The organism is Siphonobacter sp., from assembly GCF_048595215.1.
Classification (GTDB): domain Bacteria; phylum Bacteroidota; class Bacteroidia; order Cytophagales; family Spirosomataceae; genus Siphonobacter.
Map to the genome: position 1 here is coordinate 1 of NZ_JBMDWJ010000197.1, position 26,993 is coordinate 26,993.

Consider the following 26,993-nt stretch of genomic DNA (forward strand, 5'->3'; position numbering starts at 1 on the left):
CGAAGGCCTCGATAACGAAGAAATCGCTCAGATCATGGGAATCGAGCGGCAATCGGCGGCCAATACCCTGCATCGGGCCTTGTATCAACTAAAAAATCAGATTCCTATGTTAGTGAGAATCATGCTCTTACCTTTTTTTACTTCGTTTGCTTAAAAAAAGTCAATCCATTTTGAGTAAGATCGCCAAGGCTTGTACTATTTCCTTATAAAACGGGGTTTTACCTAGCCTGCTGCTCGTTATGGTTGATTATGTACACTATCAGGTTGAAGATTTTATCGGAGATGAGGCCTTTCGTCGATGGGTACTAAAACCGACCGTAGCGGATAACCTTTTTTGGGAAAACTGGCTGCAAACGCATCCGCAGCGAGCGGACTTCGTCTGGACGGCCCGGCAATTCATCGAAGCCCTGCGGGAAGCTCAGGAAAACCTCTCCAACAGCGATTTCGAACAACAGATAAACCGGATTACTGATGCTCGTCTCTCCCGTGAAGCCAAAACCTTACCCACTCAACCTCATTTTTGGAAGAAAATTCGCGTAGCCGCTGCCGTTGTATTGGTTGCGGGTATGGGAAGCCTGTTGTATTACGTTTACCAGCCCTTGTTTCGTACGACCCACGTTGAAGCGACGAAGACGACGGAGTTGCGTACAATTACCAATCGCACTTCGTCGCCTCAGTTGCTGACTTTGATGGATGGCAGCCGGGTTAAACTCGAACCCGGCAGTCAGGTCCGGTTCCCGAAAACGTTTGATGAAAAGCAACGTAACGTCTATCTGGAAGGGGAGGCCTTCTTTGAAGTAACCCGCAATCCGGAGCAGCCATTCGTGGTTTATGCTCACGAGCTGGTGGCAAAAGTGTTAGGTACCAGCTTTACCATTCGTTCGTTCGAAAAAAACGTACAAGTGATGGTACGCACGGGGAAAGTGGCCGTATTTACCCGAACGACGCAGCAAAAGGCCAAGCCGGTCATTCTGACGCCCAATCAGCAGGTGGTATTCACGGAAAAGAAACCCGAGCTGAAGCGAACGCTGGTAGAGGCTCCGCAACCTACGCCGGAAGCCATTGGGCAGACGCTTTCATTTGACCAGACCCCCTTACCTCAGGTCTTCGATCAACTACAGAAAACCTATCAAATACCGATAACGTATAATCGTACCGTTTTCTCCGACTGTCAGCTGACGGCTGAGCTAGGCCAAGAACCGCTCTTCGAAAAACTGGATATGATTTGCCGGACCGTAAACGCCCATTACGAAGTTAGAGACGGCCAGATCTTTATTCAGGGAAAAAAGTGCCAGTAACGTTTGAATGACCCCAAAGAGTAGAGGCCGCTGCTGTAGTATATCATCCTTTTTCACTCACTTAACCATGACTCTATGCCCCTGTAGTACACTCACAAAACGTACCTTCTAACTACAAAAAAGGCGGAAGATGTACCACCATCTTCCGCCCGGAAAGTCCCAAATCTTTGCTCAGATCTACTCCGACCTCGCCGGCCGGAAACGGGGCTTGTTATACCAATTTTTTTTCAAACCAGTACAACCACAAATCTATGAAAAACAATAGGAAACCGAATAAGATTTTACTCAGAATCATGCGTTTATCTCTATGTCAGTTTCTATTAGTAATTCTGTGTACGACATTGGCCGCCGCGTTTGACGGCAACGGACAGGAACTACTAAATAAACGAATCACCCTGAACATTAGTAATGAAGAAGTTAGTGCGGCTCTGCGACAGATCGGTAAGCAGGCGGCGGTACAGTTCATGTACAGTCCGCAGGTCATTCAGGCCACCCGAAAGGTGAGCTTACAGGCTCAGAACGAGCGGCTTTCCCATATTTTGGAAACGCTGTTCGGAAATGCTTCGCAGATTCGGTACAAGGTAAAAGGGTCCACCATTATTCTGCACATGGCTCAGCAGGAAGCCCTGACTACGCAAGAAAACAGTGTACTACTGGCGGCGAATGGCGTACAGGACCTGACCATTATCGGAACTGTAACCGACGAAACCAATACCGGTATGCCCGGCGTGAACGTTGCCATCAAAAACACGAATCGGGGGATTACCACCGACGCCAGTGGTAACTACGCCATCAACGTACCCGACCGCGAAGCAGTGCTCGTCTTCAGTTACATCGGTTACGAAAAGCAGGAATGGCCCGTTACGGGTCGCTCGAAACTCAACGTACAGCTCAAGCCCAATACCAACAGCCTCAACGAAGTGGTTGTTGTCGCCTACGGTCAGCAGAAAAAAGCGACCGTTACGGGTGCCGTAGCTTCGATCGGGACGAAAGAACTGGTACAGAGCCCCGTATCTAACCTGACCAACGCTCTGGCGGGTCGTTTGCCGGGTTTGATTACGACCCAACGCAGCGGCGAACCCGGCGTCGATGGCAGTACGCTCTACATCCGGGGTGTAAATACGCTCAACAACGCCACACCAATTGTGATGGTGGATGGGGTCGAACGGAGCATGGATTACCTGGATCCGAACGACATTGAAAGCCTGACTATTTTGAAGGATGCCGCAGCTACCGCCGTGCTGGGGATGCGGGGTGCCAACGGAGCTGTACTCGTCACTACGAAGCGAGGCAGCTCCGGGGCTCCGCAGGTGAGTTTTCGTTCGTCCATCGGGGTACAGGAGGCGACTCGTTTGCCTAAGTATCTCGGCTCGTACGATTACGCAACTCTGTACAACGAAGCCCTGCGAAATGACGGTCAGCAGCCCGCCTTTACCGACCAGCAACTGGAAGGGTACCGCAACGGTACCTTGCCCAACACGGATTTCTACAAGTTTCTGATGCAGCCTTCTCGCGTAGCTCAGGCTAACCTGAACGTGAGCGGGGGAGGTAGTACGGCTCGGTATTTTATCTCGGCGGGATATAACTTTCAGGAAGGAAATTACCGGCATACCAAGGAAAACCAGGAAGGCTATAACGGTAACAACATCATGAAACGCTACAACCTGCGGGCCAATGTAGACGTGGATATTACGTCCACGTTGTCGGCTCGGCTGGATTTAGCGGGGATTCTTACGGACCGTACCGACGGAAACAACTCGGCCGGAGACATCATGAACCTGGCTAACCGGATGCCGCCCATTTACCCGATTTTCAATCCCGATGGTTCGATGTTTGGCAACGGTACGTTTACGCAGAACATTTACGGAGAACTCTCGCAGAAAGGTTACCGCCACTGGTACAACAACACGGTACAAGGCACCTTTGCTCTAACCCGGAAACTTGATTTTATCACGAAAAACCTCAGTGCAAAGGCTTCGTTCTCGTATGACAATACCAATACGCCCAACTCTTCGTTCACGCGTAATTATGCTCTGTTTGAGCCAATTTATAATGCTCAGGGACAAATAACCAGCTACAAGCAGTTCGGCCAGGATACGCGGATTGACCCCAACGGTAGCTTTGGTGGGGGTGATGCCGTACGGAATACCTACTTCGAGGCGACGCTGAACTGGAACCGTCAATTTAAAGACCATGACCTGACGGGCATGTTACTCTGGAATCGCCGCTTGCAGGAGTATCGCTCGCAGATTCCGTACGCTTATCAGTCACTTCTTTTCCGGGGCACGTACAACTACAAGCAGAAATACCTGCTAGAAGTGAGTGCTTCCTATCAGGGTTCGGAGAACTTCCCCCGCGAGAGCCGTTATGGTTTGTTTCCCTCGATCTCTGGTGGCTGGGTAATTTCCGAAGAAGGTTTCCTCAAAGAACACCTGCGGGCGGATGACTTCTTTAAAATCCGGGCTTCGTACGGCGAAGTAGGGAATGATCGTTCCAGCGGGGATCGGTATCCATCGGCGGCTCAGCGATTCCTCTGGTTTACGTCCTGGGGTGGTGGTGGCGACGGCGATGCGTACTACTTCGGTACGAATGCCGCCCGGGCCAACGGCTGGTACCAGCAGGCCATCGGAAACCCCGGTGTAACCTGGGAACGCGGTCGGCAGTTGAACGTCGGTCTGGAATCCCGCTTCTGGGGTGGTCGTCTGGGTTTTACACTCGATTTGTTCCGTCAGCGGCGTAGCAATATTCTCATCAGCCGGAGTACGCTTTCCGATGTGTTTGGTCAGGATATTAAAGCTCAGAACATCGGTATTGTCGATAACAAAGGCTTCGAGTTTGAGCTGACCCATGATAATAAAATCGGTCGGGTGCATTACTTCATTAAGCCCAACGTCACTTTCGCCCGCAACAAAATTGTGTATCAGGATGAAGTGGCCCGGCCGTATCCCTGGATGCGACGTACGGGACGCCCCGTCGGTACGAAATTCGGTCTGATTGCCGAGGGTTTCTTCCAGAATGAAGAAGATGTGAAAAGCAGCCCCTTCCAAAACTTTTCAACTTATGGTCCCGGTGATTTAAAGTACCGCAAGTTGACGGGCGACGAGTACGACCGCGTCCAGACCAGCTTCGATGAAACGGCCATTGGCTACGCCCGCACGCCCGAAATTATCTTCGGTAGCTCCATTGGCGTGGATTACGAGGGCTTCGATGTGTCAGTATTGTTGCAGGGAGCAGCTCACACCGACGTCATGCTCAACAATGAAGCCGTGTATGAATTCTTCCAGAGTGGAAAAGTAAAACCCTTCCACCTAGGTCGCTGGACCCCTGAAACGGCTGCAACGGCTACGTATCCCCGCTTACACGCTTCTACCAACGGTAACAACCACCGAGGCTCCACGTTCTGGATCCGAAGTGCGGACTATCTGCGTATCAAAAACCTGGAAGTGGGCTACCGACTGCCTAAAAAATGGCTGGCACCGATTGGGCTTTCGTACTTCCGGGTGTACGTCAATGGGATGAACCTGTATACCTGGGATAAACTCAAGGATTTTCAGGTGGATCCTGAAATTGGTGATGGTAACGGAGCCATGTACCCCATTCAAAAAATCTGGAACCTCGGTATTGATTTAAGATTCTAAGCCTACTGCTATGAAACATACGCGTATTCTTGCTTTATTTCTGGCTCTGCAACTGGCCACGGGTTGTAAGAGCGACTTTCTGGACCGGGCCGCTGTAACCCAGCAGCAGGACGAAGATATTTTCACCAGCTTCGTCATGACCGATCAGGTTGTCAATAATCTCTACCGCCGCATCCGCGGACCGTATACGTATCTGGGTGGTTACTCAATGTCTTCGGGTACCGACGAATCCAAGGACGCTTCGACCTGGATGGGTTCCATGAGTTTCAACAATGGCTCCTGGTCTGGTAACAATAACCCGATCGGTAATACCTGGCGGGAAAACTACGTAGCCATTCGGCAGGCTAATACATTGCTGGAGGGGATTGAAAAGTACAAAACACCGGATGATGCCAATAATCCCGGCTTTTTGCAAAACCGAATCGGTGAAGTATACTTCCTGCGGGCCTACTATTTGGCCGATCTGATGCGGCAGTTTGGAGGCGTACTGATCGTGAATCGGGTACTGGAACAGACGGACATGGAAGGTCTGAACCAACCCCGCAGTTCGTACGATGCCTGTTTGCAGCAGGTGCTGGCCGACTGTGATGAAGCCTACAAACGCGTGGAAGCTACGTATCCTTCCAATCAGGTCGGACGGGTAACCAAAGGAACCTGTCTGGCCCTGAAAGCCCGGATGCTGTTGTACTCGGCGAGTCCACTGTGGGCCATTGCCGGAAAGACGGGTTTCCGACCCGATATCAGCAGTAATGCGACCGCTTCGGATCCCGAAAAATGGAAAAAAGCCGCCGATGCCGCCAAGGCCGTCATTGACCTTAATTATACGCTGGAACCTACGCTAAAGGATCGGCAGGAGATGTACAAAAGCCGTACGTTGCAGAGTAATGAAGTAATTTGGGTGCGGATGCGTGAATCGAATCAGGATTACGACCGCTATCTGTTCCCATACGGCAGCAACGGTTGGTCGGGGGCATCGCCTACGCAAAACCTGGTGGATGATTACGAAATGGCCAACGGATTACCCATTAGTGATCCGACCTCCGGCTACGACCCAGCTCGCCCTTACGAGAACCGCGAACCTCGCTTCTATGCCGACATTACCTACAACGGATCAACCTGGAAAGGACGTAAAATTGAAACCTACGCGGGTGGAAAAGACGAGCAAAGTACTGCAACCGATCGCACCCGAACGGGGTATAGCAACCGCAAACTGGCCGATGAAAACATCACCATTGGGCAGGGGCAGGGCCGGGATGTACACGGTATTATTTTCCGTCTGGCTGAATTTTACCTGAACTACGCCGAGGCTCTGAACGAGTACGATCCAGGAAACGCCGATATTTTGAAGTACGTAAATCTGATCCGGAAACGGGCGGGAGCGAAGGAATTGACTGCTGGACTCACGCAGGCCCAGATGCGGCAACGCATCCGGAATGAACGACGGATTGAGCTGGCTTTCGAGAATCACCGTTTCTGGGATGTACGCCGCTGGAAAATTGCGGAAAACACCGAGAAAACCATTTACGGCATGAAGCCTGTAGTGGATGCCAACGCTCCCGGCGGGTTCCGGTACGAACGATTTAAGGTAGAAGATCGTCTCTGGCGAAATGCCATGTACGTGTTACCGATTACCACCGACGAAACCCTGCGAAATCCGAATCTGGTGCAGAACGAAGGCTGGTAATTCAAAAGTTAACCTTCAATGTATCGAAAGGGCCGGTAGCGTACTGCTATCGGCCCTTGGTGTTAACACCCATAAAAACGCTTAGGGTTTTAGTACCACTTTCACGCAATCATCTTCTTTATTTTTGAAGATGTCATACGCGTGGGAAGCTTCCGAAAGCGGCAGGACGTGCGAGATAATGTCGTCCAGTACGACGCGATCCTGTTCCACCAGCTGGAATAATTCATCGATGTAATTCTGTACTGGAGCCTGACCAAATCGCATGGAAAGGCCTTTGTCGACCAGACTGTGAATCGGGAAATTATCGTAAGGCGTACCATATACACCGACTACCGAAACAATGCCGCCCCGCCGTACGGCCTTAATGCAAAGTTCGATAACTTTAATGGAACCCTTCTCGAAATTGATCACCGCTTTCATTTTATCGAGGAACGAACGCTCGGCTTCAACCCCCACGGCATCTACGCAAACGTCGGCTCCCCGGCCATTGGTCATTTGGCGGATGGCTTCCACAACGTCTACTTCGTGCGGATTAAGCGTCTCGACTTTGTTTACTTTCTTAGCCCGTTCGAGTCGGTAATTCACCGGATCGATCGCAATCACCCGTCCCGCTCCCCGAATCCAGGCGGCTTTCTGAGCCATAAGCCCTACCGGACCCGAACCGAAAATGGCTACGGTTTCGCCCCCTTTCAGATTTCCCCAGTCAATGGCCGACCAGCCCGTTGGGAAAATATCCGTAAGGAATAAAACCTGCTCGTCCCGCAGCAGATCGGGGACTTTTCGCAGGCCGTAATCGGCGAAAGGCACGCGTACGTACTCCGCCTGTCCCCCGGGATAACCGCCGTATAAATCCGTATAGCCGAATAGAGCACCGCCGCGACCTTCCATCAGGCCGCCCTCGGGACCGTAATGCTCGGGATTGGAATTTTCGCAGTGGGGTTGCAGGCCGTGATTACAGAAATAGCAGTGACCGCAGGCAATGGGAAAGGGAACTACGACGCGATCGCCTTTTTTTAAGTTACTAACACCCGAGCCTACTTCCTCAATAATACCCATAAACTCGTGACCCATGATCTGATCTTTGAGTTGCGGGAAAAATCCATCGTAAATATGCAGATCCGAGCCACAAATGGCCGTTGAAGTGACTTTAATAAGAGCATCGCGGGGATGTTCGATAACGGGATCATCAACGTTATCGACACTGATATCGCCGACTTTGTGAAACACAGCAGCTTTCATAAAGAAGTGTTTAGAGTGAATGACGTATGGATTGTTGAAGGGTGAACGATCCTTCAAAAGAACGTACCAGTCTAAAAACAAAACTTCCCGAACGAATGAACCTTCGGGAAGCGGAATGAAAGAGCCGTTGAAAGCTAGGGATGCAGGCGTTTGTACACCCGTACCCCTTCGATGTCCTGAATCAATCGGTAATGCGAAGCAATATACCGGGCCACTTCAGGGGTGGCTTCGTGCCGTTCGGCGGTAGTACCGTAAAAAGTAAGAGCCGTACCACAGACGTCCACAAAAATCGCCGGTTGGTTTTCTTCCAAATCGTGAATGAAATCTTTGACCCGAACGTCGTGCAGCGGACTGGGCCAGAAAATACCAATGGTATACGGATACCGATAACCCATGGGCCGTTGAGCGTACACGTACAGGCGATCGAACCAACCCCAGAGTACCATCCGTTCTTCGGGTTTACTATTCGCCCGAATGACCGAAGCCACGCGTTGGGTCAGTGGTTCATTCGCCGTAGGCTGTACCGGTCCGCGTTGATTGAGATTATAACCCGCCTGAAATCCAGCGGCCAGTAAGACGATGCTCAGTACCGTTTTCTGCGTACGAATGGGTAAATCCCGGGCCCAGATGCCAAGAGCAACCGGTACCAGAAAAGGGACGTACAGGGCGTAATGGTGAAAATTATTGCCTGACTGCAACATCGCGTAGTAGGTGGTCAGTAACAGAACCAGAGCGAGCCAGTCGTACGTAGTTTTTGTTTTTCGCAGGAAATGGACGAACAACCCGGCTGTTGCGAGCAGGAGACCGGCCGCGTACCAACGCATATCCGGGCTGGCCAGGGTCAGGTACAGAAAGCGTACGGGCGTGAAGCGTTCCCAGGTGGTCAGTTTCGAAAACTCGTCCGTATAGCTGTAGTAGAAATAATATAGGAAGTAGTGATTCCAGAACGTTTCTAGCTGGCCTAAGCCTGCGTAGTACGCCACAAAGCCCAGCGTAGGCAACAAACCGCCAAGGCCCAACAGAACTACGGCCATCCACTGGCGGGACCGCAACCAGGTAAAGCCTGCAAAAGCGGCAACGACCAGTCCCATGGGAGCATTCTGAAATTTGGCGTAAGGCAGTAATCCCAGGAGCACCCCCACTACCAGGGCACCCCAGGTTACTGGGCGTTCGGCCCAGTAAAAAAAGCCCCAGAGAGCCAGGGCCAGCAACCACATACTGGCGACTTCCGAGTTGTAGGCTACGTGGTCGATGTAGCCCGTGGTACCAACAAAAGCCGCTAGTGCCGCCACGAAAATAAAAGCCCTTCCGGATTTCCAGCCGAGGGCTTTGAGTATTCCCGCCAAAGCCACCAGGGTAATGCACCATAAAATCACACTAAGCCATTCGGCTCCGCCGTAGGTGAGGGGTAGGCCCAGAAGACTCGCTAACCAGAGGGGAGCAACCGTGAAGGGCCGTCCGTCCGTATAATTTAGCCAGGTCCAGACCGGATCGGAAGCCCGTCGGATGGTGAGCGTACTCGTTAGCCAAGTACTGGTATCTACGTTAGGTTCGTACTGTACGATGTTTGAGCTACGACTAAGCAGTACCAGGCCGATGAGTACATAGAAAAGCCAGGGAGCATTTTCCGTCCGTTTCTGATTGCCCCAGACGTACAGCAAAACCAGAAACCAGCTGACCAGCAGCAGTATTCGAATCCACACGGGTTCAGCCATGGGTTACTTCCATTACAGTATATACCGAACTACCCAGCGGAGCCAGCGGTAAGAGCGTTTCCTCCAGTTTCATGCAACCATTCAATAGCTGATTAACGGGAGCAGCGGGCAAGTGTACGTCCGAAGACAGCGTTTCTGCATTGACCCAGCCCCTTTTGAGTTGCAGGTTTTGCCAACTCCGAACGACCGCAATGGGAGGAAATAGCAGAAAACTCCAGTAGCCGCCTTTCCAGACGTGAAAACCCGCCTGCTGAGCGTATGCAGTTAATTCCGACAGGACAAATCGCTTGGAGATTTTCAGAGCTACCGCGTGCGTACCACCCAGCCAGGAGAAAGCATTATTGTTGGTAATGAATACACCACCGGGCCGGAGTCGCCGCCGGAATTCCTTCAAAATCTGAATAATTTGCGAATCGTTCAGATAACAGAATACATCGTTGCAGATAATGACATCGTACGTTCGGGTCGGGTGATAACTTTCAACCGCCAGCAGGTTATGGAAGGCGACTTCGAAGCCGCGTTCCCGCGAAAAAGCAACGGCATCTTCGGAAGCATCAAAGCCTTCCAGCCGCTGGTAACCTTGCTGACGCAGACTTTCGAGGAGCCCTCCCGTACCGCAGCCCGCGTCCAGAATAACTAGGTCTTTTCGTTCCCCGAAGCGTTGGGTGAGGGTATGAGCTACTCGCCGGTGGAGACTTCGATACCACCAGAGCGACTGCTCGGTGGCGTGCATCCGTTCGTATTCCTGACGTTTACCAATCATGAAAAAATTTCTTTCGGAAGGATCGTTTTTTTGACGACGAACTGGGGCAGTCCGTTTTGCGTCATGAATATTTTCCCGATGTATTCGCCCACTAAACCCAGCCCGATGAGTTGAATTCCCCCCAGAAAAATGACCGTGAGCCAGATCAGGTGGTCCGTTTCGGGTAAGTGTTTGCTTAAGAACGAAGTTGCCAGTTCGGTTAAACTACCCAGGATGCTCAGGAGAATTAAGACGAAGCCCGTGTTCGTAACGAGCCGAATGGGTCGGGGTGAATAGCAGAAGAGAATATTGAGAAACAGGGAAATGAGTTTCCGTAGGGTGTAACTGGAGCCGCCCTCGCGTTTATGGTGTTCAACGGCTACTTTGCCCACATTACGAGTCACGCGGAAAATAAGTCCGTCGAGGTACGGATACGGTCCTGTATAGCGAATCATCTCCCGTACGACCTCTTGCCGGATCAGTTTGAAACTCGACAAGTACAGATCGCGGGGTTTGTCGAGCAGTCGGGTCGTCATCTGATTAACGACCCAACTGCCCGTATTGCGAAAAAGCGAATGTTGCTTGGTCTGGTAATAGGAATATACGACGTCATACTGACCGCGTTCGGCTTCGGCGACGAGCTTGAGAATTTCGGAAGGCGGGTTTTGAAAATCATCGTCGACCATCACGCAGTAACGACCTGTGGCGTAATGCAGGCCACACATGACGGCGTTGAATTCGCCAAAATTGCGGCGAAGTGAAATGAACTTCACGTGCTGAAAACGTTCAGCCAGTTCCGTACAGATGGCTTCCGAATGGTCCGGACTTCCATCGTTCACCAGTACAATTTCCATCCGGTACGTCCGCAGGGTTGACAGAATCCGTTCGACCAGCGGGGCAATGGTTGTTTCACTCTTATACACCGGAATGATGACACTGATGTCCATGCGTAGAATTTTCAGTTTTGAGTTTCCTTTTCCAGTTTTGGTTTAATGTGTACCAAAAAAGTTACGCCGCTAAGAAACGCCGAAAGCCCAATAGTTAATAGACCTTCAACGGTAGCCTTTCCCACTGAAAACAGTAGACTGAAAATCGAAAATATTATACCTCATTCGCTACCACTAAGCTGTAGGCGTTCACCGCTTGAATAATTTGGTCCACTTCCTGGTCCGTCAGGGTGGGGTACAGGGGTAAACTCACGACTTCACGATGTAATTGTTCCGTTAGCGGCAGCGAAAGGTGGTGGTATTCGGCGTAAGCCGCTTGCTGGTGCGGGGCCACGGGATAGTGAATGGCGGTTTGAATCCCTTGTTCAGCCAGATACGCCATGAATTCCTCCCGTTGCCGGGCCCGTACTACAAATAAATGCCAAACGTCCTGATCGTAGGTTTGAGCCGGGGGCAATTGTAAAAGGGAACTATGGATTTCCGTTAAAAACCGATGAGCAATGTGCCGTCTCCGTGTGTTGTCAGCCTCCAGGTGTGGTAACTTTACTCGCAACAAGGCCGCCTGTATTTCATCCAGACGACTATTGGTTCCCTGTAGCTCATTGTAGTATTTTATCTCCGAGCCGTAATTGCGGAGTAGTCCAACGCGACGGGCCAGCTCAGCGTCATTCGTCGTGACGGCTCCTGCGTCACCCAGGGCTCCCAGGTTCTTGGTCGGATAAAAACTAAAAGCCGCCGCATCACCCAAATTTCCCGCCTTCTGACCTTGATAGAGAGCTCCGTGAGCCTGTGCCGCATCTTCCACAATCTTCAGATTATACCGACGGGCTAGCTCCCAGATGGGCTTCATGTCACAGCATTTGCCGTACAAATGTACTACCAAAATCGCCCGTGTTTTTTCAGTGATCTGGGCTTCAACGGCTTGGGGGTCAATGTTATAGGTAGCAGTATCCGGCTCCACAAAGCGGGGAATAAAGCCAGCATTAGTAATGCTCAGTACGGAAGCCACGTAGGTATGAGCGGGGACAATCACTTCACTACCTGCGGGGAGTTCCAAGGCTTTGAAAATCAGTGTCAGCGCATCCAGTCCATTGCCAACCCCCAAACAGTGAGAGGTGCCACAGTAGGCTGCCCACTCCGTTTCAAAGGCCGCTAGTTCCTTTCCCAGAATGTACCATCCAGAAGTAAGCACGCGTTGAGCCGCGGCTAACAGCTCCGTTTCGTAAGGTCGGTTTTCCCGACCCAAGTCCAAATGGGCAATCATGGTTTTTCGTAGAAATAGTCGTCTAAATCGTAATAATAATTAGAAAGTACTAATAAAACGGAACCTTTCGAAAACTGATCCATCATCAGCCAGTCGGCGGGTTCAACGACTAAACATTTTTGGGGGGAGTTTAAGTCATACTGCGTGGTTCCTGATTGATTCGTAATTTCAATCCGACAGCTACCGTTCAAGCAAACTAAAGCCTGATGGGACTGCAAATGGCCGTGCTTGGCCCGTTGGCGATCCGAAGGAACACCGTACACAAAAAAGGCCCGTTTGATATCTCCTGGTAATATTTTTTCAAATACTCCCAGATAACCGATCTCGGCGGTACCGAATGTCTCCAGCTCTAATAGAGTGGCCATGAAACGAACTTATAAAGTTATAGAGATGTGAATAGAGTGCTTGGGGTAATCGTAGCGGCGGGACGTTCCTCAATAGTTGCCATTTATACTGCAAAATGAAAACAGCATGCATGTTTGCTTGACTATAAAAAATAGCGTCTTACCCTTAGGAAAGACAAGAGAAGTTTGGACTGAGTTATTCACCGGAATTAATTCTTTGGTCGCTTGTTTGAATCGAAAAGTAGCAATAAAATGTCATTTAGTCGAGCGGAATTAGAATTCTATTAAAAAGATTAAATGACTTGTGCGGAAAAAACAAGGCAAAAGAATTTCTGAAACGACCCATCAGAACCGGACGTTGGAGTAAGTTCGATAAAAAGTGTCCCCGTAAGGATGGTTTTAGACGAGTGACCTGAAAGCTCAGTTTTCTAGTACAAACAGGCCGGAAATAGGGACCGTTTCCTTCAAAGTTTTATTTAGGCTCTATTTTAAAAAGCGTCGATGTGTCAATGGTGGAATCTTCGACCGTCGTCGCTTCCGTATACCCGATAAGCTTGAAAGGCATGTAATCGATGTATTCCTGAAGGGTAGTGAAATACTCTCGGCCAAAACGCTGCGTACCCTTGTAAAATACCTGATTATTAAGCAGGTATTTGCCCGCGTAATTTTTGTAAAGCAGCTCAATAATTTCGTCCAGATCCTGAAGGATATACCAGCCAATTTCAGCCAGTAGTATGGCATCAACGGGCAAGGGTTCCTGAAGCACTTTTACGATGTCACCCGTGCGAAAATCCAGCGTAGGAAACTGCTGGCGAGCTTTAGTAATAGCCGTTTCGCTGATATCATACGCCATCGGGATAATACCCGTTTCTTGGTGAATCCAATTACTGTAATACCCTAAACCACAGCCAAATTCAATGAGTGAGTCAATGCCAAAGCGTTTCAAATTGAGAATAGCACATTGACGGCCGTAGGGATTGGGCTGACTGGACTGCCTCCAGGGATCATCGAATCGCTGGTACATCTCTTCAAATTTGCCAATAAATTCTCCGTTGTGAATAACATACTCATGATAAGTGTTCATAGTGGTTCGGTCTGACATTAAATCAGTTGAGAATATACGTGTTTTGGTATTCGGGTAAGGAAACGGGCGGAGCTGTCAGAGGAGCGAAGAATTGCTCCAGGAAAAGTAGAGACAGCCTAATTCAAAGAAAGTCTGATCGGCGGGGAAATCCAACGGTAAACCTATAAAATTTTATTGATTACCAGTTAGTTACTTGCTTTCAAGGAAGGGTTTGGGTAGATATACTTAGGATACTAAGGAGTCCAAGTCTATAAAACGGGAATAAAAGTAGTTGTACGCGGCAGCTCTATAAACCCTTTTATTGAATAAGGGGCTCTTAAAATCAGGGATTTAAAGGATAGTTTACGATGATTTAGAAGCCAGAAATAGGGTCTCATTCGTAGAGTACCGTTTTAAACTATACGTTATAAACACTTACGCTCTTACTGCTCTTTTGTAAGTGTTTTGATACGACATAGGTAGTTTTCTGCGGTTATGTACAGATATCCGTCCGGACTAAAGGAACAATTGGACGTAGCAGTACTCAGCTCCAGACGGCCCAGAAGCTTGCCTTGGGGACTCAAAATCAATAAGCCGCCGCCCCCCGTGGTGTACACATTTCCATGAACATCCGTACACAAACCGTCCGGAGCCCGGGATAAGCCCTGGCGATTCAGTGCGGTAAGATCGTAGAAGATTCGGCCCTTACCCAGGGAGCCGTCGGGCTGAACGGGGTAGGCCATCACGTACGGCTGCGTATCATCCGACTGACCGATGTACAGGGTTTTTTCATCGGGGGATAAAGCCACGCCGTTCGGCCGTTTTAAATCGTTGATAACTTGCGTAACGGTACCCGTAGGATCGATTCGGTATACCCCGAAGGCTTCAATTTCGCGGGTTTTATCCTTTTCTTTCTGAGGAAGGCCATACGGCGGGTCGGTAAAATAGTAAGCTCCGGAAGAATGCTGACAAACATCGTTAGGCGAATTCAGGCGTTTGCTCTGCCACTGATCGGCCAGGGTACGCTTTCCGCCACCCGATAGAGGCATAACCGACAGGCGTCGATCCCCGTGCTCGCAGGCAACTAGTTCGCCTTTACTATTGAGAATCAATCCATTGGATCCGGGTTCGTCCCCGTAGCTACCAGTTCCCGTATAACCGGCTGGTTTTAAAAAGGTACTCAGGCCTTCGGTAGGGTGCCACTTAAAAATGGTGTTTTGCTTCGTATCCGAAAAGAGGAGGTATCCGCCTTTGCGTACCCAGACGGGCCCTTCGGTCCATTGAAAACCGGACGCCAGCACTTCGATGGTGGCATGGGCCGGAAGAATGGTCTCCAGAGCCGGGTCAAGGCGTACCACTTTTCCCAGCGTCGGATAAACCTGAGCCGATAACGCATAGGCCCAGCAAAGGGTACTGAAAAGCAGAAGCAATCGTTTCATAAAAGAAGATTCAGAGGTTTTCAAAGATAAACATCTTTCGCAAGTTTCGGATTGAGTACCCAAGCAAGCGTTAGTAGTTTTGATGCGAATGAATACAAACCAGCTCCCCAATTTGTTACCCTTTCAGGGCGAAGCCTTTTTCTACGAATCGTTTTTTTCAAGCGAAGAAAGCGATGCCCTGTTTCAGCAGTTGTACCACGAAATTCCCTGGAAACAGGAGCCCATCCGGATATTCGGTAAGGAAGTCATGCAGCCGCGTCTAACGGCCTGGGCGGGCGATCCAGACAAGGCGTATACGTACTCGGGCATTACCATGCAACCTACCGCCTGGACGCCAGCCCTGCGGTTCATTAAAGATCGTATTGACCCAGATGATCGTTTTACCAATGTACTGCTGAACCTATACCGTGACGGGCAGGACGCCATGGGCTGGCACCGTGATAATGAAAAAATGCTCGGTACCCGTCCAGTAGTTGCTTCCGTGAGTCTGGGAGGCAGTCGGATCTTTCAGTTTCGGCATTACACCGACAAAAAGCTGATTCGTTCCGTAGAATTAACCCACGGCAGTTTGCTTCTGATGCAGGGCGAAACGCAGCACTACTGGGAACATCGCATTCCGCGTACGAATCAACCCACCGAGCCCCGCATCAATCTGACCTTCCGGACGCTATACCTCTAAATTTATTCGGGCAAATCCTCGATACGACGGGGTTCCAGGCGGGGCTGGGCGTTCATGTGGTGACGGTACTGCGATGATACCTCATAGGCTTTACGGCGTATTCGCATAATGTTACCCAGCGGCCGATGTTCGGGCAGGCAGTGAAACGGATTGAAGGAGAGTACGTCGTCAGCATAGACACGGCGGGCGGGACTATAAGCGTCCTGAGCAGGAATGACCAGCCGGGCGACGGGCTGATACGGGCTCTGCTGCTGGGGCCATTCTACCGATCCATCTTCCACGGGCATCGTTTGAAGATCAGTACAGAGCTGTACCTGAATTTCGTATGCCGCCGACTGCTTTTTGAAAAACTTTACGACCGCATCCCGAATGGCTGAATCATGGTTGCTCGTATCGATTTCTTCGCCGGTCAGTAGTTTGACCGAAGTGGATAACGGCGTTGCCCGTACTTTCGCTACGTAATCTCCGTAGCGAAGGGCAGCCATACTGAAAAAGGTTTCGCCCAAAATGTGTTTGACCTGCACGCCCGCAATCTCCTTTTGAATACCCAAAGCATCCAGTACTTTATTGGCTGTTCGACCCGCCTGAGCAATCAGTTTTTGCATTTGCTCGGGATTTTTTGCCTCGCGTTCCAGCGTTTTCTGCTGATTTAGGTATTGATAAATTGTACCAAAAGGAATGACGGGATTATTCACCAGCAGAAAATCCTGCGTGACGGCATCGGCCTCTTCCGGAAGAAATTTTGGACCTTCTACTCCCACAAGCTTGAGAGCCATGCCTTGCGGAGCCCCAACGCCGTCGGGCTGAATACTGCCCGGAGCCGTCGAAAATCGGACAATAACCGGATACGTTCGCGGTTCCCGGAACACGCCTTGAGCCAGTGGTTCCGGCAGATTCGGGTAGACGTGCAACTCTGCCTTGAGAATACCATGACTTTTGGCGTGAGCATCGCGGATGGCGTGACGGTATTTGTCGAACATCAGGCGATTGATCCGAGCCATTGATTCGACAATTTCATTGGAAATTTCTTCTTCCCGGGGTTGAATTACTTCAATTTCGTCGGAGTAAGGTACGTACGTATGCATGGAGGTACAGAGCTGGTTAAAGCTTTAAGGGTACTAAAAAATCCTGCCTACCAAAGAAAGAAGTACTAGCGACCGAAGCAGTTCATCCGGACTCATTATTGGAAACGGAATACAGGGAAGGAACATTTTTTTTGAAAATTCAAAGCATAAAGGCCCGCTTTCGGATGTCCCACTGGCTTTTATCCCGAAACTTTCCTGAAAAAAGTACGTATGCAACCTACAACCACTTCTAACACGGCTGTACAACAGCCTGAGTACACCTTTATCCAACGCGTATGCATTGCCGTGGGCATCACGCTCATCTTCGTTCTGGGTACGCTGTTGCTCGGCTTTAGTTTTGATATTTTATTGCTGATTATCGCTTCCTTGCTGGTGGCTCTGCCGCTCCGGGCAGCCGCCCGCTGGTTGAGCAAAAAAACCAACTGGAAAGAGGGCATTTGTATGGTGCTCGTTTCCTTGACGGTACTGGGTGCCATCGTTGGTATCTTTTGGATTTTATCCTCGGCCATAGGCGATCAGGTGAGTACCCTGAAAGAAGATGCTCCCGAAGCCATTGCCAACTTTCAGAAACAAGTTTCCCGGAATAAACTAGGGAAGCAAATTTTATCCAGTATCCCGACGACCGACGAACTCATGCAGCGTCGCGAAAAATGGATGTCGCAGGCTTCAGGCGTGCTCTCGTCTACCTTTGGTACCATTGCCGACCTGTACGTTATCATTTTCCTGGGCATTTTCATTGCGGTACAACCCCGGCTCTATCATAAGGGTATTGTATTGATGATTCCCCAGAAATCCCGGAAGCGAGCCAGTGAAGTACTCAATAAAGTAGCCGACACGCTGGTCCACTGGCTAATGGGGCAGTTGATCTCGATGACCTTTGTAGGAATTTTAACCTTTCTGGGTTTATGGATTTTGGGCGTGCCGTTGGCGGGAGCCTTGGGTCTGTTTGCAGCCATAACGGCTTTTATTCCGAACATCGGACCGATCATGGCACTGGTACCGGCCGTACTTTTTGCTCTAATGGATAGTCCGGAGCAGGCATTTTACGTAGTGCTTTTGTACGTAGGCGTTCAGGCCATTGAAAGTAGTCTGCTGACGCCATTAGTACAAAAAAAGATGATTAACATCCCGCCTGCCTTGGTACTGATCGCTCAGTTGATTGTGGGTGTTTTCTCGGGGATCCTGGGCATGATCCTGGCTACACCGATTATGGCCGTAGTACTGGTGCTGGTGAAGATGCTGTACATTCAGGATACGCTGAAGGATGATTCCGTAGAGGTATGATTTCGGCATTGAATTGCGTTACTTTGAGGGCATCAATCTACCGCTGTGTCTGGTCAATCTTCTTTAGCAATCGTCATTCCCGCCTACAAAGCGTTGTATCTGGCTGAAACGCTGGCGAGTATCGCAGCTCAGACTAATCAGGATTTTACCCTGTACGTAGGCGATGATGGCAGTCCGCACGACCTGAAATCTATTTGTGATATCTACGCGACTCAACTAAAACTGGTGTACCATCGGTTCCCGGAAAATCTGGGAGCCAAACAGCTGGTGCAGCACTGGAAACGCTGCGTAGAACTGGTACAGCAGGAAGAATGGATCTGGCTTTTCGCGGATGACGATCTGATGGAAAAAGACTGCGTAGACGTGTTCTACCAAAGTTTACTGCAAACCCAGCAACAGTACGACATTTACCGTTTCAATTCACGGGTAGTGAATGATCAGAATCAGATCATTCGGGAACATGCGGACAGCCCAGTTGTAGAAAACGCCATGCAGCTGGCCTGGCATCTTTTGCGGGACGAACGGGGTAACGTCATGCCCGATCAGATCGTGCGTCGTGCTACGTACAAAGCTTTAGGTGGTTACGTCGATTTCCCTTACGCCCAGGCTTCGGACTGGGCAACGGCTATTCATTTCGCTCATCCGAAAGGATTGTACAGTATGCCCGGACCGAAAATTCGCTGGCGGTACAGCGGTTCTAGTATTTCTTCCACCGCCCATCATCAGGCGAAAGAAATCATTTTTGGGCACCTGGATTTTATCGAATGGATTACCCGGTACTTCAACGAAGCGGACGCCAGTCGCTACGGCCTTTCCCGCGAGCAGATCACGGAAGAAGCCTGGCGAAATCTTAAACGCGTGATGCGGGATCACTACCGGGGAATCCCGGTTAGCTATGTACTGCCCGTCGCCCGACGGCTGCAACGAACCTTTCACTGGGGCATACTAGTGACCCTCGTCCGGGCGTTTCGGATGACCCGAACGAAATAAATCAACAGGTTTATGACCGCCTTCTTCCCTACAATCACCATCGTTACTCCTTCGTACAACCAGGGAGCATTCATTGAAGAAACCATCGTTTCCGTACTCGACCAACAGTATCCAAACTTGGAATACCTGATTATCGACGGCGGTAGTACGGATGAAAGCGTGGAGATTATCCGCCGCTACAGTAAATACCTGTCGTTTTGGGAGAGTACGCCCGATCGTGGACAAAGCCACGCCATCAACAAAGGCTTTGTCCGGAGTACGGGAGCCATTCTGGGCTGGCTCAACAGCGATGATCTGTACATGCCCGGTACGCTGGTTCAGATTCATACGTATTTGCAGGAAGCGGACCTGGTATTCGGCAATTGCTGGCATCTCCAGGAAAAACAAAGCGAGACGGAATCGCTTCGGAGTGACGTGACTGAGAAAATGCAGCGGGTATCGCTGGCCAATGAAGACTACATCATTCAACCCTCGACCTTCTGGACGCGGCGAGCTTGGGAGCAAACGGGCCCCTTGCGGGAAGATTTACACTTTGCCTTTGACTGGGAATGGTTTTTGCGGGCCGAGCAGCAAAAATTGAAGTTTCAGTACGTGGAAGATTGTTGGTCCGTGTACCGACTCCATGAATCGCATAAAACGGGTACGGGCGGCTCAGTCCGGCAGGAGGAAATTCTTCACATCTACGAGCAGTACGCTCCGCATCTGGCCGTGCTGTATGGCATGCTTCGGGAGGAAGACCTGGCCTTACGAGATTTTACCACGCATTGGAAAGCAAAAGTGCATACCCTGTTGCACGGAACATCAAGTCGGGCGGCTCTGCTGAAAGCCCTGCATCCGGAAAAATACGAAGCGTATACGGAAGCCGAAGTCGAAGGCTGTTGGTGTATGCTGTAACAACAAAAAAGCCTCGCTTTTCGGCGAGGCTTTAAAAGGGTGGGTGATGAGGGATTCGAACCCCCGACCCTCTGCTTGTAAGGCAGATGCTCTGAACCAGCTGAGCTAATCACCCTTTTTTTATTTCTGTTTCCCTGTCGTTTGGGGCTGCAAACATACGGAATGAAAACGGCCTTACGCAACTATCTGCCCAAAAAAAGTTTAAAAAAATGTATACTTCTCTGAAAATCAGAAGCAAAAATTTTACTCCACAATCGTGTATTTGGCTTTCGCTTGGGCCAAACTCATCGCGTTGAAGTGCCACCATTCGCTGGTGATCCCCATGAAGCCGCCGGCAGTCATAGCCTGCCGTAGAATCTCCCGGTTCGCCACGTGCGTTTTGGTAATCTTGCCCTGCTGGAGCATTTCGGCTTCTTTGCGGGGATAGGCTTCACTGCCGAAGAAATCGAACGGCGTACCCATGTCGAGAGCCTTCCCATCGGCGGTAGCTACCGTCAGATCCACCGCACAACCGTAGTTATGAATGGAGCCACGCGTCGGGTGAGCGACGTAATTGGTGCGATACTTGGGAGCATACTGCGGTAGGGCTTCCCAGAGTTTCCATTGTACCTTCCGAGAACGAACCCCGTCGTAAACCAGCAAGCGTAGTTCAGGATGATGCTTCTTCAGGTACTCGTGAGCTTTTTTGAGTTTTTCGGCGGTTTCCTTCTGGAGAAAACATCGCGTAATGCAGCCGTACACGTCTTTGTGAACGAAATTATCGGTGGTTGAATACTTCAGATCCACTAACAAACTGGGATCGACCTGCTTCACATCCACCAGACCCGCTTTTTCGAGACTTATTTCATCGTCACAGGCAGCCGGGCGATCTGTATACGAAGTACAGAAAAGCAGGGTCAGCGAAAGGGCAAAAGACTTTAGAACCATCATACAATCCGGTTGGGAATACACGTGAAGGTATACCCAATTGCCGACCTTTTTGTTTTTCTTTTTCCGGGAAGGTACCATTTTTAGCCATTTTGAGCGAAATTCAGGGCTCAACTGTTTCTGCATTACTTCCCTCATGGCTCTTAATTACCTCTGGATTGGCTTTTTCCTGGTGGCGTTTGTGGTGGCCCTCTTCAAGTTAATCTTCTTCGGCGATACTGAAATTTTCAAGCTTCTGGTCGATGGCATGTTCGAGTCGGCGGAAGTGGCCGTTATGAAAATTGCCTTACCGCTGGCGGGCGTCATGACCTTTTTTCTGGGGATTCTGAAAGTGGGCGAAGAGGCGGGCGTGATTGGCTTTCTCGCCCGACGCATTGGACCGTTTTTCAATAAACTCTTTCCCGAAGTACCTAAGGATCATCCGGCTCACGGACAAATGATCATGAACTTTTCGGCCAATATGCTCGGGCTGGATAATGCGGCCACGCCCTTTGGACTGAAAGCCATGCAGAGCTTGCAGGAGCTGAATCCGAATAAAGAGGTCGCGACCAATGCCCAAATCATGTTCATGACCCTGCACTCGGCGGGTCCGGTGCTGATCCCCCTGAGCGTAATGGCCCAGCGGGCCGTGTACGGAGCCGCCGATGCCTCGGACATTTTCATTCCCTGTCTCATTGCCACCTACGTTGCTACGCTGGTGGGATTACTGTTTGTGGCGTTCCGTCAGAAAATCAATCTGCTGGATCGTACCATTCTGACCTGGCTGGGTGGCCTGACCCTGGCGATTGTGGCCCTGCTGGCCTACCTGACTACCTTATCCAAAGAAGGCATTGAAACGTTCTCCAAAGTATTCAGTAATGTGGTGCTGTTTGGCTTTGTCCTGTCTTTTCTGGGGATCGCTTTTCGTAAAAAAGTAGACGTATTTTCCAGCTTCATCGAGGGAGCCAAAGGGGGCTTTGAAACCTCCGTACGCATTATTCCGTACCTGGTGGGCATGCTGGTGGCCATTGGTGTCCTGCGAAATTCCGGAGCCTTAGGCTACGTAGTGGATGGTTTTCGATGGGGGTTCAGTTTCCTGCCGATTCGCACGGAATGGGTGGATGCCCTGCCCACGGCTCTGATGCACCCCTTAAGCGGGAGCGGTTCGCGGGCGATGATGATTGATACGATGAAAACCTTTGGAGCGGATTCGTTCGTCGGGCGACTGGCCTGTATATTCCAGGGTTCAGCCGATACCATCCTGTACGTAATTGCCCTGTACTTCGGTTCCGTAAATGTGAAGAATACCCGCTATACGCTTTGGGCCGGGCTGGTAGCCGATCTGGCCGGAATTGTGGCAGCTATTGCGGTGGGATACCTGTTCTTTGGTTAAAAAGAAGCTTCCCGAAGGTACGCCTTCGGGAAGCAGATACGATCTCAATCTTCGTCGAGACGTTCGAGAATGTCCATCATTTCGCCGAATTCCTTGTAACCGGGGCGGGTTTCTTCGCCACCGAAGAGGGCAATACCTTTGATGGGAATCTGATCGAGTACTTCGAGTACGTTCATTTCGTTCAAACCAAAACCCAGCAGGGTGGGGTACTTGAACGCAAACTGATCGAGATAGCCCAGCGTAGGAGTATCGAGGTGAATAAACGGATCGGAATGTTCAATCAGGTAATAATCGGCTCCATTGAGTTCGGTTGGTAAGCCTTCCGCCAGATCGAGTTTCAGGATAATGGGAAGTCCCAGCGTTTTCGCTTCGGCTACCAGTTCAGGATGACTGATCTGCAAAACATCCGGCTTATACGCCTCGACCAGCGACTGAATCGTAGCCAAATCGGTAGTCTCGGTTTCCCCCACAATGGATACACCCGCCAGCCAGCCTCTGATTTCGCTGAATTTTTCCAGTGCAATGGTGTCCATGGAAAACCCCAGCCATTCGACGTACATCCCCGCACAGTAACGGGCATCGGATAAGTTAGTGATATTGGAAATTTTAACGAGCGTACGTAAGGCCATAAGTGCAATGAGTAGACGTATCGTCTTAGTTTTTGGCAAAACTAGCGGTTTTCGACCAAAGCCGGCTACAAAAACAACAGCCAGCGATCCGCTGGCTGTGAAAGACGATCGTTAGAGTTTGTCCCCCTCAAACTGTTGACCCTGTACCAACATTCGGTATTTAGTTACTTTTTTATCGGCATCCCGGACAAAAACAATGGTGGCCTCGTAGCCTGGTACGGTAAAGGTATCGGCTGCATTCGGTGAAGCGAGCAATTCTCCCTTGCCCTGACCAATAGCTTCGGCCATTAGTTTTCCGTCTTCGATGGTAACAATGAACGATTCAAACACTCCCTCAACGCCCTTGTATTTCCCCGCGTATTCTTTCCACTGCGTACTGTCAGCCTGAATAGGGGTTTGAATTTGAGCAACTTGGGGGATGGATTTGGCTTCTGCTGAATACGCCAGGGCCAGGACAATAAGTAAAGCTTTCATCGGAATAGTGGTTTTGTTTGACCAAAGCTATTCAACAAAAAGAAACCCGCAAAACTGCGGGTCATGAGAACTAAAGCATTGGCAAACTGGACTACTAATGTTGAATTTTCGGGTGCGGAATAACTCGCCAGCCGGGTGTATTTTCGGCGTGTCGGGCTACGATTTCAGCAGCCACATCTTCCAGAATCTCCGCGTTAGAAGTGAAGTACAGGCTTTTGTGCCGTTGCTCATCAAAGCTGATTTCAAAATATTCGTTGTGAAAAGCTTCTTCTTTCGGGTCTACCAGTTTGTAGTCCATTCTTATGATCGTTTGGTTGATGGATAACTACCCGTACTAAATTCATGCCAGTTTAGCCTTCCAGCGTAACCCGGGAACGCTCGCATACGCCGCCTACGGGCGGATTGTACTTGGAGACCGAAACCGCAATTTTCTCCACATGCGGGTACTTTTCACGGATGCCCTGAATGATCTGATAAGCAATATGTTCAAGCAACTTATGCGAATGTCGCATGGTAACGGATACGATTTCGTAGACCTTGGCGTAGTTAACGGTCTCACTCAACTTATCGTGAATGGCCGCCTGCTGAAAGTCAACAGTAATGATCACATCGATGGAGTACCGATTTCCAATTTTTTGTTCTTCTTCGTAAAAACCGTGGTACGAAAAGAATTCCAGACCTTCTAAGGCAATTGTTCCCATGAAAAAAAGGGGAGCGTTTCCGCTCCCGTGCATTGTTAAATTTTATCGAAGAACGAACCTTCTTGGTTGTGTTCCGCCTGAACGGGTTCCTGAGGAACTTCTACCGGCGTTGGTTCCGGGGCGGCTGTCTCCTCTGCAACCGTAGGTAGTATTTCTTCCTGAATCTCTACCGGGGGTAATTCGGCTAGGGGCTGCGTAGCCGGAATACTCGCGAGTACGTTGTTCAGTTCCGCGGCTTTTTCTTCAAACGGAATCTGGTGCGAGCGTTCTTCAAATCGCTGGGCTCGTTCGAGCGTCTCGCCGGCGTATTCTTTAATCTGCGAAAGCAGCGTTTGTTTGTATTTATCGATGGCCTTGATGTCACGTTCAAGTCCCTTCAATTCATTAACGGCCTCTTCGATGATGTACCGTGCTTTGTTTTCGGCATTCATCAAAAGCATATTAGCTTCTTTACGAGCGTTGCTGAGGGCTTCTTCGGCCTGCTGATGGGCTTCCACCACTTTTTTCTGTGACTCTTCCTGAGCTTTTACCGCCATTTCCTGACTGGTCGTCTGAGCCGTCTGAAGGGTCTTGTACAGGGTATTTTCAAGGGCCTTCAGTTTACTGAAATCACTTTCGGTACGTTCGATACGTTCGTGCAAAAGGCGATTTTCGTCCATCAGACGTTCCCATTCCTGCGAAAGCGTGGACAAAAACGCATCTACTGCATCTTTATCATAACCCCGGAATACGCGTTCGAACGATTGTTTGCGAATATCAAGTGGTGTAATTTTCATGTTGGTATCAGGGAGAAACCCTACGGGAAAAGAGCTTCCGGGTCGGGTTTGTGAAGGTTTCTACATTCAAATTTATCCAATCCCATCACATTTCGGCCTGAAATAGGATCTTATTTCCAAAAAACAGATTTTAAGGCTGTTCGGTTACTTTCCAAATCGAAAGCAGTCGATCATCCGAGGCCGAGATGAGTCCGGCTTCGACGGGTAGCCACAACGCCCGGTTAATCGAGGTACGGTGACCGGCAAAGCGGGCCCAATCCAATACTTTCAGCAGACGAAGGCTGGCCGCATCCCAGATTTTTAGCGTTTTATCCATACTGGCAGTGATAATTTTCTGATGATTCGGACTATACGTGAGGTGATTAATAGCGAACAAATGAGCCACTACGTCCTGATGTAATTGGTAGGGGTCCGCGACCGCCCAGGTTTTCAAATGAGCATCGCGACCCCCCGAATGCAGCCAGCGACCGTCGGGAGAATAACGAACCGTAAAGACGGATTGCGTGTGAGCGGCGATGATAAATTTCAGCGATAGCGTGTTTAAATCAAAAATTTTGATGGTATTATCGCTATAACCCACGGCAAATTCCTGACTCAAGGGATTGACGTCGATGCTTCGGGCGGAGGCATTACTAGCCTTCAGATGCTTGCGTACCTGAAAAAGCTCCCGGTCCAATACCGTCACTGTACCATCGCCCTGAGCCACCAGAGCCAGGTTTTCGAACAGGCAAATATCGAAAATGGGCGAGGCCGTCAGTTGAATCGAATCCCGCTCTATTTTGCTCTGCGGATCAATCCGGTGAATACCATTAAAATTTTGTCCTACCCACAGCAAACCTGTTTGGTCATCCATCTTCAAGGCGTACACCGAAGCAGGGATTCGGGCAACCAGTTCGCCCAGATCGGGTCGGGCCAGATCCCAGCGAATGACCAGACCATCACTACCGGAGGAAAAAAACTGGCCCGGTTCCGGTGCGGCCTCCAGGGCGTAAATCGCATCCCGGTGACCCGCAAACGTATCTATTTTTTCAATGTGTAATCGCATAGCTCGTTAGGTACTCCGCACCCCAAAGGGTGAACCTCGAAACGAACGGTTGTGTACCAAGTCCTTGAGGATTTTCTATTTTTGCCCTAAAATTAAGCATAATCGAATGCCATTGGTTTGGATACGGCCTTTTGAGGGGCGGGGGAGGGTTGCTCTCTGGGAAATTACGGAAGATTTGGAGGATTTGCAAAGAGCCTTCCGGGGAAGTCCGGCAGATGTAGCAGCGTACGCGGCAATTCATCATCCGCAAAAGCAAAGGGAATTTCTGGCCAGCCGGATTCTAATTCAAACGTTGATTGAATCGGTGGGTGAAACGTACCACGGAATTCGGAAGGATTCATACGATAAACCTTTCCTGGAGAATACAGACAGTCATTTCTCCCTTTCGCACTCCCTGCGGTTTGCCGCAGTTGTGTGGCATCCAGCGGCTCGGGTGGGGCTGGATATTGAACCAGTCAGCGAGAAATTATCCGTAGTCGCCCGCAAATTTTTGAGTGAAAACGAATGGGATCACGCGGACCATCGGCTGGAACGGTTGGCCGTATACTGGACCGCGAAAGAAGCGTTGTACAAACTTTACGGCGAGAAAAAACTGAGTTTTAAAGGAAATATTCCCATCGAACCCTTCGCCGACGAAGCCGAACGCATTCACGGCTGGATTCGTACGCCTGAGCAAAGCATCCGTTACGAGTTATCGGTGATACGCGTTGAGGATTGCATGCTAACGGTGGCAGCGGAAGGGGAGGAGAGTGTAGGGGGGTGAG

General features: G+C 50.1%; 26 protein-coding genes and 1 tRNA gene. 10 read left to right on the forward strand and 17 right to left on the reverse strand.

Translation table 11 applies throughout. From position 1 onward, the window contains the following. The 4 genes from ACOJTG_RS11890 to ACOJTG_RS11905 all read left to right on the forward strand — a co-directional run. Window positions 1-154, forward strand: a 154-nt coding sequence (locus tag ACOJTG_RS11890; protein WP_420154066.1) for a sigma factor-like helix-turn-helix DNA-binding protein, incomplete at its 5' end; no start/stop codon positions are given. 85 nt (window positions 155-239) lie between these two features. Next, complete coding sequence (locus tag ACOJTG_RS11895; RefSeq protein ID WP_420154006.1) at window positions 240-1,298, forward strand: FecR family protein; 1,059 nt, start codon at window positions 240-242, stop codon at window positions 1,296-1,298. Between the two features lie 293 nt (window positions 1,299-1,591). Then, complete coding sequence (locus ACOJTG_RS11900; RefSeq protein WP_420154007.1) at window positions 1,592-4,936, forward strand: TonB-dependent receptor; 3,345 nt, start codon at window positions 1,592-1,594, stop codon at window positions 4,934-4,936. Between the two features lie 10 nt (window positions 4,937-4,946). Further along, window positions 4,947-6,620, forward strand: coding sequence for a RagB/SusD family nutrient uptake outer membrane protein (locus ACOJTG_RS11905; protein ID WP_420154008.1), 1,674 nt, complete (start codon window positions 4,947-4,949; stop codon window positions 6,618-6,620). An 81-nt stretch (window positions 6,621-6,701) separates the two neighbouring features. Here ACOJTG_RS11905 and ACOJTG_RS11910 read toward each other — a convergent pair whose 3' ends face one another. The 8 genes from ACOJTG_RS11910 to ACOJTG_RS11945 all read right to left on the reverse strand — a co-directional run bounded on the left by ACOJTG_RS11910 (window position 6,702) and on the right by ACOJTG_RS11945 (window position 15,373). Continuing rightward, a complete protein-coding gene (locus ACOJTG_RS11910; RefSeq protein WP_420154009.1) occupies window positions 6,702-7,859 on the reverse strand; it encodes a zinc-dependent alcohol dehydrogenase in 1,158 nt (385 codons plus the stop codon). A 134-nt stretch (window positions 7,860-7,993) separates the two neighbouring features. Further along, a complete protein-coding gene (locus ACOJTG_RS11915) occupies window positions 7,994-9,574 on the reverse strand; it encodes a hypothetical protein (protein WP_420154010.1) in 1,581 nt (526 codons plus the stop codon). Continuing rightward, window positions 9,567-10,337, reverse strand: a complete 771-nt coding sequence (locus tag ACOJTG_RS11920) for a class I SAM-dependent DNA methyltransferase (protein ID WP_420154011.1) — start codon at window positions 10,335-10,337, stop codon at window positions 9,567-9,569. Before ACOJTG_RS11920 ends, ACOJTG_RS11915 begins: the two co-directional genes overlap by 8 nt. Beyond that, window positions 10,334-11,263 (reverse strand): glycosyltransferase family 2 protein, encoded by a 930-nt coding sequence (locus ACOJTG_RS11925; protein ID WP_420154012.1) that lies wholly within the window; start codon window positions 11,261-11,263, stop codon window positions 10,334-10,336. The genes ACOJTG_RS11920 and ACOJTG_RS11925 overlap by 4 nt, the downstream gene beginning before the upstream one ends. Before the next feature lie 154 nt (window positions 11,264-11,417). Next, complete coding sequence (locus ACOJTG_RS11930; protein WP_420154013.1) at window positions 11,418-12,527, reverse strand: DegT/DnrJ/EryC1/StrS family aminotransferase; 1,110 nt, start codon at window positions 12,525-12,527, stop codon at window positions 11,418-11,420. After that, window positions 12,524-12,892, reverse strand: a complete 369-nt coding sequence (locus ACOJTG_RS11935; protein ID WP_420154014.1) for a sugar 3,4-ketoisomerase — start codon at window positions 12,890-12,892, stop codon at window positions 12,524-12,526. The genes ACOJTG_RS11930 and ACOJTG_RS11935 overlap by 4 nt, the downstream gene beginning before the upstream one ends. A 451-nt stretch (window positions 12,893-13,343) precedes the next feature. Next, entirely contained in the window at window positions 13,344-13,955 is a 612-nt protein-coding gene (locus ACOJTG_RS11940) for a class I SAM-dependent methyltransferase (protein WP_420154015.1), read from the reverse strand. Between the two features lie 422 nt (window positions 13,956-14,377). After that, window positions 14,378-15,373, reverse strand: a complete 996-nt coding sequence (locus ACOJTG_RS11945) for an SMP-30/gluconolactonase/LRE family protein (protein ID WP_420154016.1) — start codon at window positions 15,371-15,373, stop codon at window positions 14,378-14,380. An 88-nt stretch (window positions 15,374-15,461) separates the two neighbouring features. On the opposite strand from ACOJTG_RS11945, the gene ACOJTG_RS11950 reads away from it, so the two are divergent. Further along, window positions 15,462-16,052: an alpha-ketoglutarate-dependent dioxygenase AlkB family protein gene (locus ACOJTG_RS11950; RefSeq protein WP_420154017.1), complete on the forward strand. Its 591-nt coding sequence runs from the start codon at window positions 15,462-15,464 to the stop codon at window positions 16,050-16,052. A 2-nt stretch (window positions 16,053-16,054) separates the two neighbouring features. Here the strand turns inward: ACOJTG_RS11950 and ACOJTG_RS11955 are convergent, their stop codons facing one another. Further along, window positions 16,055-17,137, reverse strand: coding sequence for a catalase family protein (locus ACOJTG_RS11955; RefSeq protein ID WP_420154018.1), 1,083 nt, complete (start codon window positions 17,135-17,137; stop codon window positions 16,055-16,057). 210 nt (window positions 17,138-17,347) lie between these two features. On the opposite strand from ACOJTG_RS11955, the gene ACOJTG_RS11960 reads away from it, so the two are divergent. The 3 genes from ACOJTG_RS11960 to ACOJTG_RS11970 are packed head-to-tail and all read left to right on the forward strand — an operon-like array spanning window position 17,348 to window position 20,305. After that, window positions 17,348-18,421: an AI-2E family transporter gene (locus ACOJTG_RS11960; protein WP_420154019.1), complete on the forward strand. Its 1,074-nt coding sequence runs from the start codon at window positions 17,348-17,350 to the stop codon at window positions 18,419-18,421. Between the two features lie 45 nt (window positions 18,422-18,466). Next, window positions 18,467-19,411 carry a glycosyltransferase family 2 protein gene (locus tag ACOJTG_RS11965; RefSeq protein WP_420154020.1) on the forward strand — a complete coding sequence of 315 codons (945 nt, stop codon included), beginning with the start codon at window positions 18,467-18,469 and terminating at the stop codon, window positions 19,409-19,411. 12 nt (window positions 19,412-19,423) lie between these two features. Then, entirely contained in the window at window positions 19,424-20,305 is an 882-nt protein-coding gene (locus ACOJTG_RS11970) for a glycosyltransferase family 2 protein (protein WP_420154021.1), read from the forward strand. 40 nt (window positions 20,306-20,345) lie between these two features. Here the strand turns inward: ACOJTG_RS11970 and ACOJTG_RS11975 are convergent. Together ACOJTG_RS11975 and ACOJTG_RS11980 are read right to left on the reverse strand one after the other, a co-directional pair. Then, window positions 20,346-20,420: transfer RNA gene (locus ACOJTG_RS11975), tRNA-Val, on the reverse strand. A 128-nt stretch (window positions 20,421-20,548) separates the two neighbouring features. After that, window positions 20,549-21,235: a M15 family metallopeptidase gene (locus ACOJTG_RS11980; protein WP_420154022.1), complete on the reverse strand. Its 687-nt coding sequence runs from the start codon at window positions 21,233-21,235 to the stop codon at window positions 20,549-20,551. A gap of 133 nt (window positions 21,236-21,368) precedes the next feature. Between ACOJTG_RS11980 and ACOJTG_RS11985 the strand changes: the two genes are divergently transcribed. Then, a complete protein-coding gene (locus ACOJTG_RS11985; RefSeq protein WP_104714116.1) occupies window positions 21,369-22,604 on the forward strand; it encodes a nucleoside recognition domain-containing protein in 1,236 nt (411 codons plus the stop codon). A 44-nt stretch (window positions 22,605-22,648) separates the two neighbouring features. Here the strand turns inward: ACOJTG_RS11985 and ACOJTG_RS11990 are convergent, their stop codons facing one another. The 6 genes from ACOJTG_RS11990 to ACOJTG_RS12015 form a co-directional block, all read right to left on the reverse strand. Then, complete coding sequence (locus ACOJTG_RS11990; protein WP_420154023.1) at window positions 22,649-23,233, reverse strand: N-(5'-phosphoribosyl)anthranilate isomerase; 585 nt, start codon at window positions 23,231-23,233, stop codon at window positions 22,649-22,651. A gap of 111 nt (window positions 23,234-23,344) precedes the next feature. Beyond that, window positions 23,345-23,707, reverse strand: coding sequence for a hypothetical protein (locus tag ACOJTG_RS11995; protein ID WP_420154024.1), 363 nt, complete (start codon window positions 23,705-23,707; stop codon window positions 23,345-23,347). A gap of 94 nt (window positions 23,708-23,801) precedes the next feature. Continuing rightward, entirely contained in the window at window positions 23,802-24,005 is a 204-nt protein-coding gene (locus ACOJTG_RS12000; protein ID WP_420154025.1) for a hypothetical protein, read from the reverse strand. Window positions 24,006-24,057: 52 nt separating this feature from the next. Next, the gene (folB, locus tag ACOJTG_RS12005; protein ID WP_420154026.1) at window positions 24,058-24,408 is read right to left on the reverse strand and encodes a dihydroneopterin aldolase; all 351 of its coding nucleotides are present in this window, start codon (window positions 24,406-24,408) and stop codon (window positions 24,058-24,060) included. 35 nt (window positions 24,409-24,443) lie between these two features. Beyond that, on the reverse strand, window positions 24,444-25,184 hold the full coding sequence (locus ACOJTG_RS12010; protein WP_420154027.1) for a DivIVA domain-containing protein: 741 nt from the start codon (window positions 25,182-25,184) through the stop codon (window positions 24,444-24,446). Window positions 25,185-25,314: 130 nt separating this feature from the next. Then, on the reverse strand, window positions 25,315-26,229 hold the full coding sequence (locus ACOJTG_RS12015) for a WD40 repeat domain-containing protein (RefSeq protein ID WP_420154028.1): 915 nt from the start codon (window positions 26,227-26,229) through the stop codon (window positions 25,315-25,317). Window positions 26,230-26,335: 106 nt separating this feature from the next. Here ACOJTG_RS12015 and ACOJTG_RS12020 point away from each other — a divergent pair, with 106 nt between their 5' ends. Beyond that, on the forward strand, window positions 26,336-26,992 hold the full coding sequence (locus ACOJTG_RS12020) for a 4'-phosphopantetheinyl transferase family protein (protein ID WP_420154029.1): 657 nt from the start codon (window positions 26,336-26,338) through the stop codon (window positions 26,990-26,992). Window position 26,993: the final 1 nt, after the last annotated feature.